General features: G+C 71.2%; 16 protein-coding genes and 1 tRNA gene. 12 read left to right on the top strand and 5 right to left on the bottom strand.

Annotated elements, in window-relative coordinates; translation table 11 throughout:
• The first annotated feature begins 3 nt into the window (after positions 1-3).
• Together DDW44_RS09355 and DDW44_RS09350 are read left to right on the top strand one after the other, a co-directional pair.
• Complete coding sequence (locus DDW44_RS09355) at positions 4-675, top strand: class F sortase (protein ID WP_108906136.1); 672 nt, start codon at positions 4-6, stop codon at positions 673-675.
• A 139-nt stretch (positions 676-814) separates the two neighbouring features.
• The gene (locus tag DDW44_RS09350; protein ID WP_167455484.1) at positions 815-1816 is read left to right on the top strand and encodes a glycoside hydrolase family 6 protein; all 1002 of its coding nucleotides are present in this window, start codon (positions 815-817) and stop codon (positions 1814-1816) included.
• 287 nt (positions 1817-2103) lie between these two features.
• Here the strand turns inward: DDW44_RS09350 and glxA are convergent, their stop codons facing one another.
• Positions 2104-4056, bottom strand: a complete 1953-nt coding sequence (gene glxA / locus DDW44_RS09345) for a radical copper oxidase GlxA (protein WP_108906134.1) — start codon at positions 4054-4056, stop codon at positions 2104-2106.
• Positions 4053-5996, bottom strand: coding sequence for a glycosyltransferase family 2 protein (locus DDW44_RS09340; RefSeq protein ID WP_108906133.1), 1944 nt, complete (start codon positions 5994-5996; stop codon positions 4053-4055). Before DDW44_RS09340 ends, glxA begins: the two co-directional genes overlap by 4 nt.
• 693 nt (positions 5997-6689) lie before the next feature.
• On the opposite strand from DDW44_RS09340, the gene DDW44_RS09330 reads away from it, so the two are divergent.
• Entirely contained in the window at positions 6690-7241 is a 552-nt protein-coding gene (locus DDW44_RS09330; RefSeq protein WP_108906131.1) for a helix-turn-helix domain-containing protein, read from the top strand.
• A 249-nt stretch (positions 7242-7490) separates the two neighbouring features.
• Positions 7491-7763, top strand: coding sequence for a hypothetical protein (locus tag DDW44_RS09325; RefSeq protein WP_108908781.1), 273 nt, complete (start codon positions 7491-7493; stop codon positions 7761-7763).
• Between the two features lie 87 nt (positions 7764-7850).
• Here the strand turns inward: DDW44_RS09325 and DDW44_RS09320 are convergent, their stop codons facing one another.
• Positions 7851-8171, bottom strand: a complete 321-nt coding sequence (locus DDW44_RS09320) for a hypothetical protein (RefSeq protein ID WP_027731411.1) — start codon at positions 8169-8171, stop codon at positions 7851-7853.
• 495 nt (positions 8172-8666) lie between these two features.
• On the bottom strand, positions 8667-8927 hold the full coding sequence (locus DDW44_RS09315; RefSeq protein ID WP_108908780.1) for a hypothetical protein: 261 nt from the start codon (positions 8925-8927) through the stop codon (positions 8667-8669).
• A 352-nt stretch (positions 8928-9279) separates the two neighbouring features.
• Here DDW44_RS09315 and DDW44_RS09310 point away from each other — a divergent pair, with 352 nt between their 5' ends.
• The 8 genes from DDW44_RS09310 to DDW44_RS09275 all read left to right on the top strand — a co-directional run bounded on the left by DDW44_RS09310 (position 9280) and on the right by DDW44_RS09275 (position 13690).
• Positions 9280-9489 carry a hypothetical protein gene (locus DDW44_RS09310; RefSeq protein WP_027731409.1) on the top strand — a complete coding sequence of 70 codons (210 nt, stop codon included), beginning with the start codon at positions 9280-9282 and terminating at the stop codon, positions 9487-9489.
• 29 nt (positions 9490-9518) lie between these two features.
• Positions 9519-9734, top strand: coding sequence for a hypothetical protein (locus tag DDW44_RS09305; RefSeq protein ID WP_017949831.1), 216 nt, complete (start codon positions 9519-9521; stop codon positions 9732-9734).
• A 30-nt stretch (positions 9735-9764) separates the two neighbouring features.
• The gene (locus DDW44_RS09300) at positions 9765-9980 is read left to right on the top strand and encodes a hypothetical protein (RefSeq protein WP_017949830.1); all 216 of its coding nucleotides are present in this window, start codon (positions 9765-9767) and stop codon (positions 9978-9980) included.
• 67 nt (positions 9981-10047) lie between these two features.
• On the top strand, positions 10048-11898 hold the full coding sequence (locus tag DDW44_RS09295) for a M50 family metallopeptidase (protein WP_108906130.1): 1851 nt from the start codon (positions 10048-10050) through the stop codon (positions 11896-11898).
• Between the two features lie 50 nt (positions 11899-11948).
• Positions 11949-12635 carry a hypothetical protein gene (locus tag DDW44_RS09290; protein WP_017949828.1) on the top strand — a complete coding sequence of 229 codons (687 nt, stop codon included), beginning with the start codon at positions 11949-11951 and terminating at the stop codon, positions 12633-12635.
• Between the two features lie 172 nt (positions 12636-12807).
• Complete coding sequence (locus tag DDW44_RS09285) at positions 12808-13101, top strand: helix-turn-helix domain-containing protein (protein ID WP_037735373.1); 294 nt, start codon at positions 12808-12810, stop codon at positions 13099-13101.
• Positions 13101-13445, top strand: coding sequence for an IS3 family transposase (locus tag DDW44_RS09280; RefSeq protein WP_108906129.1), 345 nt, complete (start codon positions 13101-13103; stop codon positions 13443-13445). Before DDW44_RS09285 ends, DDW44_RS09280 begins: the two co-directional genes overlap by 1 nt.
• Positions 13442-13690: a hypothetical protein gene (locus DDW44_RS09275; protein ID WP_108906128.1), complete on the top strand. Its 249-nt coding sequence runs from the start codon at positions 13442-13444 to the stop codon at positions 13688-13690. The genes DDW44_RS09280 and DDW44_RS09275 overlap by 4 nt, the downstream gene beginning before the upstream one ends.
• A 380-nt stretch (positions 13691-14070) precedes the next feature.
• Here DDW44_RS09275 and DDW44_RS09265 read toward each other — a convergent pair.
• Positions 14071-14147, bottom strand: a tRNA-Lys gene (locus DDW44_RS09265).
• Between the last annotated feature and the right edge of the window lie 568 nt (positions 14148-14715).

The raw sequence follows: 14715 nt of genomic DNA, 5'->3' as shown, positions 1-14715 counted from the left end.
GCCGTGTCCTCCGGCGAGGAGACGCCCCCCGGCAGCGGCAGACTGCTCACGGGAGTGGCCTGGGCGATCCTGCTGATGGGCCTGTGGCTCTGGGGCCGTGAGGCGAGCGACGGTGGCGGGGGCACCTCGGCCCCCACGACCGGGGACGTGGCCGCGGTGGGCCGTCCACTCGGGGTACCGCTGCCGCCGGCCCGCGAGCCGCTGGCGCCGGCGGGACCCACCAGGGTGGACATCCCCTCGATCGGTGTCTCGGCCCCGGTCGTCGCCCGCGGTCTGGACACGACGGGAGCGGTCGAACCTCCGCCGTTCGCGACGCCGGACGCAGTCGGCTGGTTCGGCACGGGCACCCGGCCCGGTGCCGCGGGCGCGGCGCTGTTCGTCGGCCACGTCGACACCAAAACCGAGCCGGCGGTCTTCTACGGCCTGAGCGCGGCCCGGCCCGGCCAGACGGTCAGGGTGACCCGTACCGACGGCTCGGTCGCCGTGTTCACCATCGACGACGTCCAGGTCGTGAGCCGGGACCGGTTCGACGCCCGGAAGGTGTACGGGGCACACCTCCCGGGCCGGGCCGAGCTCCGGCTCATCACCTGCGGTGGCACCTACGACAGGAAGACCGCTTCCTACACGGCCAACGTCGTGGTGTCCGCCTACCTCACGGACGCGCGCGGCGTCTGAGGGCCCGGACGGCCGAAGCCTCGTCGCCTCGTGGCCCGCGGACGCCGTGTGTCAGGATGGGTCCGGCCGGACCCGGTCCGGCAGCGGGGGCGCCTGGGGGGTGGCCCGGCGCGTACCACGGTGCACCAAGGGGGAGCGGATGTACGGCAGTCGAGTCGGGCGCGCCCGATGGACGGCGGCCGCGGTGGGGGTCGTCCTGCTCGTCGCGGGGTGTTCCTCCGCGGACGGCGAAGGCGACAGGCCCGCGGCCCAGCAGCCCAAGGCGACGGACCCCTACTGGGTCAACCCCGAGGGCAACGCCGCGAAGCAGGTGGCGTCGTACCTCGACGACGGCGACACCACAAGGGCCGAACTGATCAAGAAGATCGCGGCCCAGCCGGTGGGGGAGTGGATCGGGCCCGAGGACCCCGAGGGCGAGGCGAAGCGCTACACGGAGGCCGCCGAGAAGGCCGACCGCGACGCCCTGCTGGTCCTCTACAACATCCCGCACCGGGACTGCGGGCAGTTCTCCAAGGGCGGCGCGTCCGACGGCGACGCCTATCGCGCCTGGGTCGACAAGGTGGCCGAGGGCATCGGCGACCGCCGGGCCACGGTCGTGCTGGAACCCGACGCCGTGCTGCACCTGGTCGACGGCTGCACCCCGCAGCAGTACCACCAGGAGCGGTACGACCTGCTGAAGGGGGCCATCGAGCGGCTGAAGCGACTTCCCGCCACCAAGGTCTACCTGGACGCGGGCAACGCGGGCTGGGCGAACCCGGACTCCCTGCCCGGCCCGCTGCGGAGGGCCGGTATCGACGGGGCGGACGGCTTCGCGGTCAACGTCTCCAACTTCCAGACGACCGAGGCCAGCAAGGACTTCGGCCACGCGCTCTCCGCCAAGGTCGGCGGGAAGCACTATGTGATCGACACCAGCCGCAACGGCAACGGGCCCTACACCGGCGGCGATCCCAAGGAGAACTGGTGCAACCCGCCCGGTCGCGCCCTCGGCGAGGAACCCACGACCAAGACCGGCGACCCCCTCGTCGACGCCTATCTGTGGGTGAAGCGGCCGGGGGAGTCCGACGGTGACTGCAAGGGCGGCCCCAAGGCCGGCGACTGGTACCCGGAGTACGCGCTCGAACTGGCCCGCAACACCGAGTAGCGCTCCAGCCGGCGCGCGTCAGCGCGAGGCGCTCGATCCGGCCCGCGGCACCGCGCGGCGTTCGAGCCGGTCCGCAGCACCGCGGCGCTTGATCCGGTCCGCGGCACCGCGCGGCGTGCCGCCTCGCCCGCGACCCCGAGCAGCCGAGCTCGCGAAGAAGGACGAGCGACGAGCGACGAGGGACGAAGGACGAAGGGGGCTCCCGCCGCGGGAGCCCCCTTCATCTGCAGTCCGGCTGTCCGATGTCCGGCTGGCCGGCCGCTGTCCGGTCGGCCGCCCCGGACGGTCTACGGGACCTCGACCCAGACCGCCTCGGACGGGGTGCCCTTGTCGTCCGTCACGAACAGCATGTACCAGCCGGACGGGACCAGGGACCGGTTCTCGGGCACGGTGACCGTGAAACCGTCCGCCGTCTTCCTCATCTCCAGCGCGATGGAGCGCTGGTCGACATCGGTCACATGCGTCACGGCGCTGGGCCGCATCAGCTTCGCCGAGGCCAGCTTCGCCGCGTCCGGGCTCTTGAACGTCGCCGAACCGCCGCGCTCGATCTTCTTGGGTCCGGCGCCGATCTCCGGTCGCGAGTCCCGGTAGAGGTAGGGCGGGGTGTAGATCTCGATGCGCTGCTCGAAGACACCGGGCTTGGTGTTGGCGTCGTCACCGAAGAGCGAGTCCGAGCCGAAGATCATCACACGGCCGTCGGGCAGCAGCACGGACCCCGAGTGGTAGTTGCGGCCGACCCGGGGGTCGGCGACCCGCGTGTACTTCCCCGTCTTCGGGTCGTAGGTGCGCGCCTCCAGGACGTTGGACCCGCTGCGGCCCCGGTAGTCCTCGGAGCCGCCGGTGACCAGCACGCTGTCGTCCGGCAGGAGCGAGGCGCTCGGATAGCGGGTGCCCTTGTCGAGCGAGGCGCCGTCCTTGAAGCGCGGCTTCGGGTCCTTCAGGTCGACCAGCCGGGACTTCTCGCTGGACTTCTCGGACTCGCCGACCCCGCCGCCGCCGATGACCATGAACCGCTGGTCCTGGGCGGGCGGCAGCATCACCGTCGCCGAGGTCTCCATCAGGTCCGGGTCGCTCAGCCCGGGGACCTTGGTGAACGTGTTGGTGTCCAGGTCCCAGACCCCGGGGTCGCGGCCCACGTCCGCGGGGCCGTACCCGGCGTTGGAGCCGGAGTAGAAGAGCTTCCCGTTGTCCATCAGGAAGATCGCGGGGTAGGTCGGGAAGCGCCGCTCGAAGCCGGTGTACTCCCACTTCTTCGTCTTCGGGTCGTAGATCTCGTCCTTGCCGGGGACGATCTGGCCGATCTCGTCCAGTCCGGACAGGGACAGGACCTTGCCGTCCTCGAGCGTGGTGAGCGTGGGGTACCAGCGGGCCTCGTTCATGGGGTCGACGGTGATGTACTTCTCCGCGACCGGGTCGAACTCGTAGGCCTCCTTGATGCCCTGGAAGTCCTTCTTGTCGAGGGCGAGCTTCTGCGCGATGCCGTAGACGTTCTGGTTGTCCGTGCCCTGCAGGCCGTGCACCCGGTAGTTGTCCTCGGTGCCGGTCTCGTACCGCTTGCCGGACTTCTCGGCCTCGACGTAGATCCGGCCGAGGCCCGCCTCGGTCCGCAGGAAGCGGCCCGTCTTCTTGTCGAAGACCTTCTTCGCCTTCTCGACGAGGACCGGGTCCTTGGAGACGAAGGTCTTGCCGTTCTCCTTGCCGGTGAACCTGGTGCCCGCGGGCAGGGTGATCGGCTTGTCGGGGTCCTCGTTGTGGACGATCATCAGGCCGCCGGCCTTGGTGACGTCGCCCTCGAGCTTCTCGTAGCGCTTGGTGCCGCCCGCGACCAGCAGCTTGCCGTCGGGCAGCTGGGTGTGCCCGGCGCAGAACATGTCCTTGGGCGTGGGTATGTGCGTGAACTCGTTCGTCTCCGGGTCCCACAGCACCGACTCGAACTTCTTGGCGTCGAAGTTCTTCTGGTTGTTGCCGGAGCCCGCGATCAGCAGCACCTTGCCGGTGTGCAGCAGGGCCGCGTGGATCGTGTTGATCTTGTACTCGGCGGGGACGTCGAGGAGGTCCCAGCGGCCGTTCGCCGCCTTGTACTCGGGCCGGTCGATCTTGTACTCGTGGTACTGCTCCGAGCCGTACCGGTACATCGCGGGTCCGTTGAACCCGGCGATCGCCGCCACGACCGCCGCGCCGATCAGGATCCGTCGGGCCCGGTTCTTGCGGTGGTTCGGCCGGACGGGAAGTGCGCTCATTTCTTACGTCCCCCAAGGGCGATCTGCATGGTCTGGTCCGCGGGGGCCCACTGCTGCGGCTGCTGCTCATGGGCGGCCGGCGGCACGGCCTCGGAGGCCCCGCCGCCCGTCCCCGGCTTCGCACGGCGCCGCCCCCGCCGCTTCTTCTTCTCCTCGCGGATGCCGTGTCGCCAGGCGAAGATGGGCGCCGCGGTGATCAGCAGGGCCAGACCGGCCCAGGTGATCATCGCCGGATGGTCGTGCCCGAACCAGAACGAGGAGGCGAGCGAGCCGCCGAAGATCAGGATGAAGAAGAGGTGGATGCGGAACGTGCCGAAGAGCGTGTCCGGGCTGGAGGAGTCGCCCTTGGGCGTCACCACGAACTTGCTCTTGCGGCGCAGTACGGCGTCCATCAGGGAGCGTGCGTAGATCGGTGCGGAGAGCGCGGACATCACCATGCCGGCCAGGCCGCCGGAGCCCTCGGGCTCGTGGGGCGACACGTTGTGGCGGCGGTTCCAGATGTAGAGGCCGATCTGAAGGGCTGAGGCGTTGCCGTACAGCATCATCCAGACGGCCGGGTCGATCTGCACACCCGAGGCGCCCATGCCCAGGAACAGCGCGCAACTGAGCGCCGCCAGGATCCAGTTGAGGGCCGACATCGGGTAGAAGATGATCATCATGGTGTAGTTGAAGAGCTTGCCGGCCGGCAGGGTGCCGAAGCCCTTCCAGTACTGCTTGAGGATCGTCTCGTAGGTGCCGCGGGACCAGCGCAGCTGCTGGGTGAAGAAGTCGGTCCAGGCGGACGGGCCCTCACCGACGGCCAGCACGTCCGGGGTGTAGACGGACCGCCACTTGTTGCCGGTGGCCGGGTTCTTGGCCCGGTGCATCTCGAAGCCGGTCGCCATGTCCTCGGTGATCGAGTCGTACAGGCCGCCGATCTGCTTGATGGCGCTGATGCGCACGGCGTTGGAGGTGCCGACGAACATGGGGGCGCCGTAGCGGTTGCCGGCGCGCTGGATCAGGGCGTGGAAGAGGAACTGCTGGGACTCGGCGGCCTTGGTGACGAAGGTGTCGTAGTTGCCGTAGACCTGCGGGCCGATCACGAAGCCGACGTCCGGGTCGCGGAAGTACCCGAGCATCCGCTCCAGGTAGTTCGGCAGCGGTACGTGGTCGGTGTCGACGGACGCGAAGAAGTCGTAGTCGCCGCCGTGCGCCTCGAGCCAGGCGTTGTAGTTGCCGTGCTTGGTCTTGGCCCGGTGGGCGCCCTTCTCCTGGTTCCACTTGGCTATGCCCTTGCGGGAGAAGTGGTGGACGCCGAGCCGTGCGCAGACCTCCTTGACGGCCGGGTCGTCGCCCTCGTCGAGCAGCCACACGTGCATCAGTCCGCGGTGGCGGATCTTCACGGCCGCCTCGAGCGTCTTCGTCACCATCTCCAGGGGCTCCTTGCCCGGCACGAAGGAGGTGAGGAAGGCGACGCGGGTGCCGGACTCCGGCACCACGGGTATCGGGTCGCGCGCGACGAGGGTCGCGTGCGCGTTCGACAGGACGTTCATCGTGCGGAAGAGCTCGATCAGGCCGATCGACACCAGCATGACGACGTCGAGCCAGAGCAGCAGCTCGTTGTCGAGGTTGGGGTCGCGCTCGGTCCAGTGCTGCGGCTGCATCAGCCAGGCGAACAGGCCCAGCGAGACCAGCGGCGCGGCGCCGAGGAGCAGCGCGGCCCGGACGCGGTGCGGCTCCTGCGACAGCAGCGAGCGGTACTGCACCCGGTACGGTCTCGACGGGTCCGGCTGGGTCAGGGGACCGGCCAGCCGGCTGTAGTGCTCGTAGTCGTACCTCGGCAGCGCCTTCTTGGGGCGCAACCGGTGGCCTCCGGTCCTGAGCTGCGGGGGAACCCGAAGCTGCGTGGTCCGGGAAGGGTCGTCGTCCTGCGGCCGGGCGCCGGTCGGCGTCGACGTCATACGTTTCATTCCCCCCGCACGCCTGCTGGCTGCGTGATCGTTCGGTCGTGTCCGGACCGCGGCTCCCCTTGGCCAGCCGGTACCGGACGCATCAATGGCAGACCACCGTATCCGTAGACATAAGACGATGGTCTTCCGGTTGCATGATGCCCGTCTCCGCGTTCGTTCATGAACGGGACCCCCATCACGGGCCAGCCGCGGCCGGAGAATCTGCTCGAATCACCCCAAGTCGCAACTGTTTGAGCCCGCTGCCCCTTTGGGGCCGCGGACTCACAGCACAGGGTCCCGGAGCGGGGGGCGTGATCGCAAGGGCATCCGCGGTCGCCCCCGTGGTGCCGGGCGGGGGTGGCGGGCGTTCGGGCCGGGCGTTGCGGCCGGGCCGGGAGGGGGTGCCGGGCCGGGAGGGGGTGCCGGCCGCCGGCTCCGTGCCGGGCGTGACCCGACGGGGTGCGCGGCGTTGAACCGGTGTGCCGTGCCCGAAGTGCCGGGCGCCCGGGCGGATGGCCAAGGCTGTTCGAGGGGCGTTCGGGAGGGCTCGGGCGAGTGTCGTACGGAGGGGCCCGGCAAGCGGCCTGTCCAATGACTGTGGGCGAATCGTCCGACGTGATTGGACGCCAAGCGTTTCCGGTGCCTCTCCGCAACTTCGTTCACCGGGTTTGGTCATCCGGCGTCTCGGCAGGGAGAATCCCTCGCGTGGCCAACGCACTGCGGGAATTGGTGAAGAGCCGGCTGGAGCAGCGGGGCTGGTCCTACGGCGAGGTTGCCCGGCGCGGCGGTGTCCCGCGCTCCACCGTGCACCATCTGGCCACCGCCGAACGGGTCACCCGGATGCCGCAGCAGACCACCCTGGAGGGCCTCGCCCGCGGACTGGAACTCCCCCTGGAGACCGTACGCAGGGCGGCGGCCGAGGCCTGCGGCATCCACCTCTACTTCGAGGAGCCCCCCGGCGCCACCGCCGACCCCGAGGTCGCCACCCTCATCGCCAGCGTCCGGCGACTCTCCCCCGCCGACCGCCGGCACGTCACCGCACTCGTCGAATCCCTCCTGCGCAACACCCACGGACCCGGCACCGGCACCGGCACGGACATCGACGCCACCGACACCGGCACCGGCACGGACATCGACGCCGGTGCCACCGACACCGACACCGACCCCGGCACCCGCGCGGACACCACCCCCCGCCCCGTCTCCGGATCCGACCCCGGCACCGCCGCCGGAACGAACCCCCGCACCGGCACCGGCTGAACCGGGACCCTGCGGGTACCTCCGGCCGCAGGCTGCCGGGCGGGGCCCGGACGCGGTCGGACGAACGCGCGGTCGGACCGGCGCGCGGTCGGACCGGCGCGTGGTCGGACAGATTGGACGAGGCCGGACGAGGGCATCCGGTGTGCGGCCGGCGAAGTACCGGATCGCGCGGAAACGGGGTCGACCGGGGGTCTATTCTCGCCCCGTCGGGTGGGTGAACCGCCCGAAACCTCCGCGAGAGGGGTGCCCGTGCTTGTCGTCCCAGGAGCGCTCGCGACCGCCGTGGTCCGTGACAGGACCGGGGAGCCGGTGGTGCTGCTGTCCGGCGAACTCCCCTCCGCCCTCACCCCTTCCGGCGTCGACGAACTGCTCAACCTGGCCGCCGCCGTACTCGAGGCGGAGGAGCTGGAACTCTTCCGGCGCTGCCTCGCGGCACTGCGCTGCGGCGAGAAACTCCGGGAAACCCGTATCGAGGTGAGCGGAGCCGTACTGACCATCTACCGTGACGGGCAGTCCGGTTGACCGTCGAACGGCAGCGGGCCCCCGGGACGTGTCTCCGGGGACCCACGCCGACCGCCCGTTCCGATCGGGCGGCGCACTCGGGCCGGCTCAGTAGCGGTGTCCGCAGTCCCCGGCGTATCCGGCGTGGCTGCGGTACCTCCCGTAGGCGTCGTACCAGTGCGACCGGTGCACCAGACGGCGCTCCCAGCGGTGGCGGCAGTCGCGGTCCCACCGGGCGCGGTGGCGGTCCCAGGTGTGGAGTGCGACGTACCGCCGGCCGAGGTCGGCGCACCGGTCCACGCCGTGGAACTGGTATGCGCCGACGGCCGAATGGGCCGGTGCGGCGGCCATGGCGGTGCCCGTCATGGGAATGACGCCGGCGGTCACGGCCAGCGCGGCCGTGGCAAAGACGCGTGCGAGTTTTCTCACCGTTCTTCTCCTGGCTAGAGGGTTTTCTGGTGGCCCTCCGGACCATACGTGGATTCCGTACCGGATTCATTCGCGCATATGCGGTCCGGGGTCTTGTCGGCGCACAGCGATCCTCCGTTGCGAAACCTCGTCAAACCGATGCTGAGCTCTGCTTGGCGGGCATTTCGGGAAAGGGTGCGGTGCGTCCGGAGAACACTCGGGAGGGTGATTCAACTACGGCGTTTCGCGGCCTGGTTGGGTGTGTGGCGGAATATGCGGAAAACGCGGCCGGAGTGCACCGGATTCCGAGTTGCGGAAAGTCCCGATTGCAGAAGACTCTGCAGCCGCGCGAATCCGTCATCGTGGACTGCCGGGAAATCCTGCCCTGCTGCGGACGGTGTTCCACCCCGTGTTCCGCCCCTGTTCCGCCCCTGTTCCGCCCCGCGGTCGGCTCTGTGTTCCGCCCCGTGATCCTGGCGGTGTTCCGCACCGTGTTCCGTGCAGTCGGATCGTGATTCAGCTCCGGTAGATGGTCAGTACGGCTCCGCTCACCTCGATACGGGTTTCCCGGAGTTTCTCGCCGCAGCGCAGTGCCGCGAGGCAGCGCCGGAAGAGTTCCAGCTCCTCCGCCTCGAGTACGGCGGCGGCCAGGTTGAGCAGTTCGTCGACGCCGGAAGGGGTGAGGGCGGAGGGGAGTTCGCCGGACAGCAGCACCACCGGCTCCCCGGTCCTGTCGCGGACCACGGCGGTCGCGAGCGCTCCTGGGACGACAAGCACGGGCACCCCTCTCGCGGAGGTTTCGGGCGGTTCACCCGCCTTGAGGCACGAGAGGATAGCCATCGGGAGACCTGCCGTTGCCGGCCGGACGGCCCCGAGTTGGGCCGATCGGGTGAGGTTCCACGGGGGTCCGCGTCGGTTGCGGTCTCCGTCGCCGCTTCTCCCACCTGCGGTTTCCGTGGGTGCTGGGCGTCTTCGCGGCGGCGCGTCGGATGTTCCGGTCCCTTGTCGGTGGCTACCCGGAGTCCTACTGTCCAATCTCGTCAGACAGATCGTCCGGCATGGATGGACGCGCTCGGCATGGGCGCGGTCCGCCCATGCCCTTCGTGCAAAGGACCCACCCATGCTTGGCATGCGAGAACTGGACGCCGAGGCCGCCGCGGAGCTGCTGCCCGGGCGGGAGGCCCTGGGCCGGCTCCGGTTCAACTTCGTCAGGACCACCAGCGTGAGCGAGCGCATCGCCTACGTCGACGCCCACAACGAGTCGCTCGCGGCCAACGTCTGCTCGCCGGACGCCATCGCGGCCTCCGAGGCCAACCAGTCCATCAGCGTCCGCCAGTAGCCGGCGCTTCCTTCCGAGAGGGATCCCCCATGAACGTCGAAGAACTCGAGACCGAGGCCGCCGCGGAGCTGCTGCCCGGGCGGGAGGCCCTGGGCCGGCTCCGGTTCGGCCTCGTCAGGACCTCGAACGTGAGCGAGCGCATCGCCTACGTCAGCGCCCACAACGAGTCGCTCGCGACCAACATCCACTCCCCGTACGCCGTGGCGGCCTCGTCCGCCGCCCAGTCCATCAGCGTCAGCCAGTAGCCGGCGCTGCCAACCGAGAGGGGTTCCACCATGAACAACGACCAGCTCAACGCCGAGGCCGCCGCGGAGCTGCTGCCCGGGCGGGAGGCCCTGGGCCGGCTCCGGTTCAACTTCGTCAGGACCTCGAACGTGAGCGAGCGCATCGCCTACGTCGACGCCCACAACGAGTCGCTCGCGGCCAACGTCGACTCCCCGGACGCCATCGCGGTCTCCGAGGCCAACCAGACCATCACGATCAGCCAGTAACAACGCCCGGACCTGTGCGGGCCGCGTCCTCGGGGGCGCGGCCCGCTCCGGGAGGAAGTGCAGGACGGTGACCAAGAGCCAGAAGGTCCACCCCGGTCCCGTGGGGGCGGCGGCCTGCGACACGGGCGACACGCCATACCCGTACGAACACACGGAGACGCTGTTCCCCGTCCCGCGCCTCGGCGCGGGACTCCAGTTCCTCGGCGAGTACCAGGGATCCGGCTTCACGGAGCGCAAGTACCTGGTCCGCCGCGGGGACGGACAGGTGGTGCAACTCTCCCGGCTGCTCTACCTGGTGGCCGAGGCCATCGACGGCGCACGGAACACCGAGACCGTCTCGCACCGGGTGAGCGGACGCTACGGCCGCGAGGTCAGTGCCGACAACGTCGAGTACCTCATCGAGCAGAAGCTCGAACCGCTCGGCATCACCGTCCCCTTCGGGCAGGAGGACGACCGGGTCGCCGGCCCCACCACCGACCTCCTGCTGGTCCTCAAGGGCCATCGGGTGATCTTCCATGAGCGGCAGGTGGCCCGTATCGCGAAGGCGCTCGCCTGGCTGCACCGGCCTCCGGTCGTGGTCCTGGTGCTCATCGCCGCGCTCGGCGTGGACATCTGGCTCTTCGCCGTGCACGGAGCGATCGGCCCGGTGCTCCAGGTGCTGGAGCAACCGGTGCTGATGCTCGCCGTCTTCGTGCTCATCGTGGCCTCGCTGGTCTTCCACGAGTTCGGGCACGCGTCGGCGTGCCGGTACGGCGGCGCGCGACCGGGAAGCATCGGATGCGGCCTCTTCCTGATCTGGCCTTCGATGTACACCGAGGTCACCGACGTCTACCGCATCGGGCGGGCCGGCCGGATCCGGACCGACCTGGGCGGCATCTACTTCAACATCGTCTTCGTGCTGGGTCTCGCCCTGGGGTACGTCCTCACGGGCCAGCCGCTCTTCCTCGCCGCGATCTACCTCGTGCACTTCGAGATCCTCGAACAACTGCTGCCGGTGGTACGGCTGGACGGCTACTACATCCTCGGAGACCTCGCGGGGATCCCCGACCTCTTCGGGAAGATCAAGCCCATCCTGCGATCCATGCTGCCGGGCCGTCCGCTGCCGCCGGAGGTGGCCGGGCTCAGGCGCCCCGCGCGGATCATGGTCACCGGCTGGGTCGTGACCATGGTGCCGCTGATCGCCGCCGAGCTCGGCTACGTCCTGTGGAACCTGCCCCGCCTGCTCGGCACCAGCCTGCGCTCACTGGCGGAGCAGGTGGCGGGTACCTGGTCGGCCTTCGCCGAGGGCGAGATCACCGCCGGCCTGGTCGGGGTCGTCGGGAGCTTCATGCTCGTCTGCCCCCTGGCCGGCGCCGCGTACCTCGCCGTACGCGTGGTGGGGCGGCTGATGAAGGCCACCGCCCGTGCCACCGAGGGCAACACCCGGCTGCGGGTGGCCGTATGCGGCGGGGTGCTGGCCGCAGCGGGCGCGCTGTGTGCGGCCTGGCTCACCGGCATGACCCCGCAACCGCTGCCGCGGCAGCCGCCCATCGCCCCGATCCTCCAGCCCGGCGTTCCCACGGTCCGCCCCACGGCGGCGGCCCCGGCGGAGGAGCCCCCCACCCGCGCCACGCCGGACCCGGTCGCCCTGGACAGCCCGCCGCCGAAGACCACCGCACCCACGGCGGTTCCCGGCGCCGGAGCTCTCGCCACGCCCACCGCCGGTGCCCCGCCCTCCGCGACCCCCGCGGGGAACGTGCCGACGACCGGCGCACCGAGCCCGGCACCGAGCCCGACACCGAGCCCGAGCAGGACCTCGGGGTCACCGTCGGCCGGTCCCGGCCCCAGCGCATCACCGACGCCGACCCCGACACCGTCCGGATCCCCCTCGCCCTCGCAGACGCCCTCGGAGTCGCAGAGCGCGACGGAGGACCCGTAGGCCCCGCCCGCCCCGACCCCCGATTCCCGTACTCAGCAAAGGAGCACACAGTGACGCACCGCAAACCACGCCAGGGCCACAGCGGCCGCAGAGTCGCACGGCTCGGCATGCTCGTCGCCGCCTGTACGGCCGGCTTCGCCACGGCGAGCCCTGCGGGAGCGGCATCGTCCGCGTCCACCGGCAACCGCTACGTCGGCATCGTGGTGGACGAGGCGCGCGCGACCGCCGGCCCACGCCATCGCGTCGACCACGACGCCGAGTTCGCGGTCCGTGAACTCGGGGCACGCCTCGGCGTCGGTGCGCGCAACAGGGCGTTCGCCCGGTCCGCGGGCTGCTCGCTCGACAGGCCGTGCCGCTCGGTCGCCCTCTCCTTCCAGGTCGTCACCGTCACCGGCACGGTCGCCCGCCTCAACGCCGCGAACTCCAGCCGCGCGGTCAACGACCACTGCGAGGGCTGCCAGACCTTCGCCGGCGCCTACCAGTTCATCGTCTCCACCCCGTACTCGTTCACGCTGAGCCGCCCCGTCAGGGACGAACTCGCGCGACTCGAAAGGCGGCTGGGCGAACTGGAGCGCAGCCGGGAGCCGATCAGCACCGTCAGGGCCCGCACCGACTCCCTCGCCGCCGAGGTGGTGACCCTGCTGAGGGAAGCGGTCGCCACCGCGCCGCGCGGCGAGTCCGTCGACCCGCTGCGGGACTTCCGGCCCACCGTCACCCTGCGGCGCCACATCGACTAGCTCGTGTGGGGCGCGGTTCGCCCGTCGGGGAGCGGCGTCCGGTGCGGGCGCCGCGACCGGGCCGTGGCCGACGCCGCACCGCACCGCACCCGAACCACCGCCTGCCGGCCCGGGCAGCCGCCCCGGGGCCGGCGGGCGGGCCCGTCCCCAGTCCTCCGGAGGACCACCACCGATGAGTCACCCACCCGAGGTGCGCCGTCAGGCGCTCGACCTGCTGGCCGAGGGCGAGCCCGTGAAGAAGGTCGCGGTCGACCTCGGCCTCAGTGAGCGGACGCTCTACCAGTGGCGGCGCAGGTACCTGCCGCCGGCGCGGCACCAGCGGTACCTGCCCGACGCCGGGACCGAACTCGGTTCCGCACGCAGACGCATCGCGGAACTGGAGGCCGAAGTCGCCGTCCTCCGGCGCGCGAGCGAGTTGCTCCGGGACGGCCTGTCCCCAAAAGACGGTTCGCGGCAGTACGCGTGATGGCCCAGGAGGGCCTGCCCGTGCGGATCGCCGCGAGCGTCCTGGGGGTGACCGAGTCCGGGTACTTCGCCTGGCGCTCCCGGCCGCCCTCCGCGCGGTCCGTCCGCCACTCCTGGCTCACCGACGTCATCACCGCCGTCCATGCCGCGTCGAACGGCACCTATGGATACCGCCGCATCCACGAGGAACTGACCTCGCGCCACGGCATCGCGGTCAGCCGCGGGACGGTGCAGCTGCTGATGCGGCGGGCGGGCATCCGGGGGTCTCTCCGCGGGCAGGCGGCGCCGCACCCGGTCCCCACCACCGGGGCTCCGGACCCGAACGAGAGGGCCATCCGACCATGAGCGTGGATCATCCGCTGTTCCCGACACCGCCGCTGCCCATCTCCGCCTGTCTGAGCCCCGGCCTGCGGGTGGAGGAGGACCTGCCGGCGACACAGGCGCACCAGGTGATGCTGCACTGTGCGCTGGACGCGGCTTGCCTCCCCGTGCGGCTGACCGACATCCGTGCCGTGGCCCGGATCGCCGAGCTCGACTACCAGACGGTGAACGCCGTCATCGGGTGGCTGCGGACCCTGAGCGAGCGGTGACCGCGGGTTCCGCCGTTCGGCCGGTGCCGGTACGCGGGTTCGCTCCGGTGCCGGTGCCGGTACGCGGGTCCGCTCCGGTGCCGGTGCCGGTACGCGGGTTCGCTCCGGTGCCGGTGCCGGTGCCGGTGCCGGTGCCACTGGCGGTGCTCCGGTGCTGGTACCAGCGGCTGTGGCGGTGAGCTCGCCGGGTGCGTCCGCGCCTGCCCTGCCCTGCCTGTGCCGGGGGTCCATGCCGCGGCCGGACGTGCCCCTCCCGTCCGCACGCCGTGGGCCGTCCCCGCCCCTCGGGCGCTCGCGGGCCGGTGCTTCCCGAGGGTTCCGCGCGCATGCGAAAGGGCGTCCTCGGAAACCGAGGACGCCCAGGTCAGCGGACTGATCGCTGGTGCGCCGCCAGGGACTCGAACCCCGGACCCGCTGATTAAGAGTCAGCTGCTCTAACCAACTGAGCTAGCGGCGCCTGCTGACCCGGAGAACTCTACCGGACCCCGGGGAATGCTCCCGACCATTTCCTTGCGCGTTCCGGCCTGTCGGATGGTCGTTTTTTCTCTTTGTTCCGTCAAAATGCGATTTGTCATGACGGAAGAGAGCGGCGGATCTGGAGGGGTACGGGATGACCGTTCCGGTCTTCGAGGAGTACGAGCCGGCCGGTGACTGCGTCTGCCCCGGCTGTGCCCGGCAGCGGCGGGAACGGGCCCGGGCCCTGCCGGTACGCGCCGGGGGCCACCCGGCCGCGCGGGGTGCCCGCCGCGCGCTCGTGCTGGTCACCGCCGCGGGAGCGGTACTGAGCGGCGGGGGCTCGGGGGCCCTTGCCGCTCCCGGAGCAGGGCACTCCCCGCCACCCGACCCGGAGGCGGCGGCACCCCGGGCCGCGCCGCCGCGCGCCCGGCCGTCCGGCACGGCGGGCGGGGCGCACGCCCGTGCGCAGGACCGGCCGCCGTCGGCCCGGGCGGGCGCCCGGCCGGGAAGCAGGACCGGCCCGAGCAGGCCCGGGCATCCACCGCGGCGCGGGCGCGGACGGTACCTGC

This window comes from Streptomyces tirandamycinicus (genome assembly GCF_003097515.1).
Classification (GTDB): Bacteria; Actinomycetota; Actinomycetes; order Streptomycetales; family Streptomycetaceae; genus Streptomyces; species Streptomyces tirandamycinicus.
The sequence above is the reverse complement of the archived record's forward strand: the minus strand, read 5'-3'. Positions and strand labels throughout refer to the sequence as shown.

Bases quoted from the DNA above. Each gene is read 5' to 3' on its own strand.
- DDW44_RS09300 (WP_017949830.1), top strand. From the start codon at position 9,765: ATGAACAACGACCAGCTCAACGCCGAGGCCGCCGCGGAGCTGCTGCCC.
- DDW44_RS09280 (WP_108906129.1), top strand. From the start codon at position 13,101: ATGGCCCAGGAGGGCCTGCCCGTGCGGATCGCCGCGAGCGTCCTGGGG.
- DDW44_RS09275 (WP_108906128.1), top strand. From the start codon at position 13,442: ATGAGCGTGGATCATCCGCTGTTCCCGACACCGCCGCTGCCCATCTCC.
- glxA (WP_108906134.1), bottom strand. From the start codon at position 4,056: ATGAGCGCACTTCCCGTCCGGCCGAACCACCGCAAGAACCGGGCCCGA.
- DDW44_RS09305 (WP_017949831.1), top strand. From the start codon at position 9,519: ATGAACGTCGAAGAACTCGAGACCGAGGCCGCCGCGGAGCTGCTGCCC.
- DDW44_RS09285 (WP_037735373.1), top strand. From the start codon at position 12,808: ATGAGTCACCCACCCGAGGTGCGCCGTCAGGCGCTCGACCTGCTGGCC.
- DDW44_RS09310 (WP_027731409.1), top strand. From the start codon at position 9,280: ATGCGAGAACTGGACGCCGAGGCCGCCGCGGAGCTGCTGCCCGGGCGG.
- DDW44_RS09350 (WP_167455484.1), top strand. From the start codon at position 815: ATGTACGGCAGTCGAGTCGGGCGCGCCCGATGGACGGCGGCCGCGGTG.
- DDW44_RS09340 (WP_108906133.1), bottom strand. From the start codon at position 5,996: ATGACGTCGACGCCGACCGGCGCCCGGCCGCAGGACGACGACCCTTCC.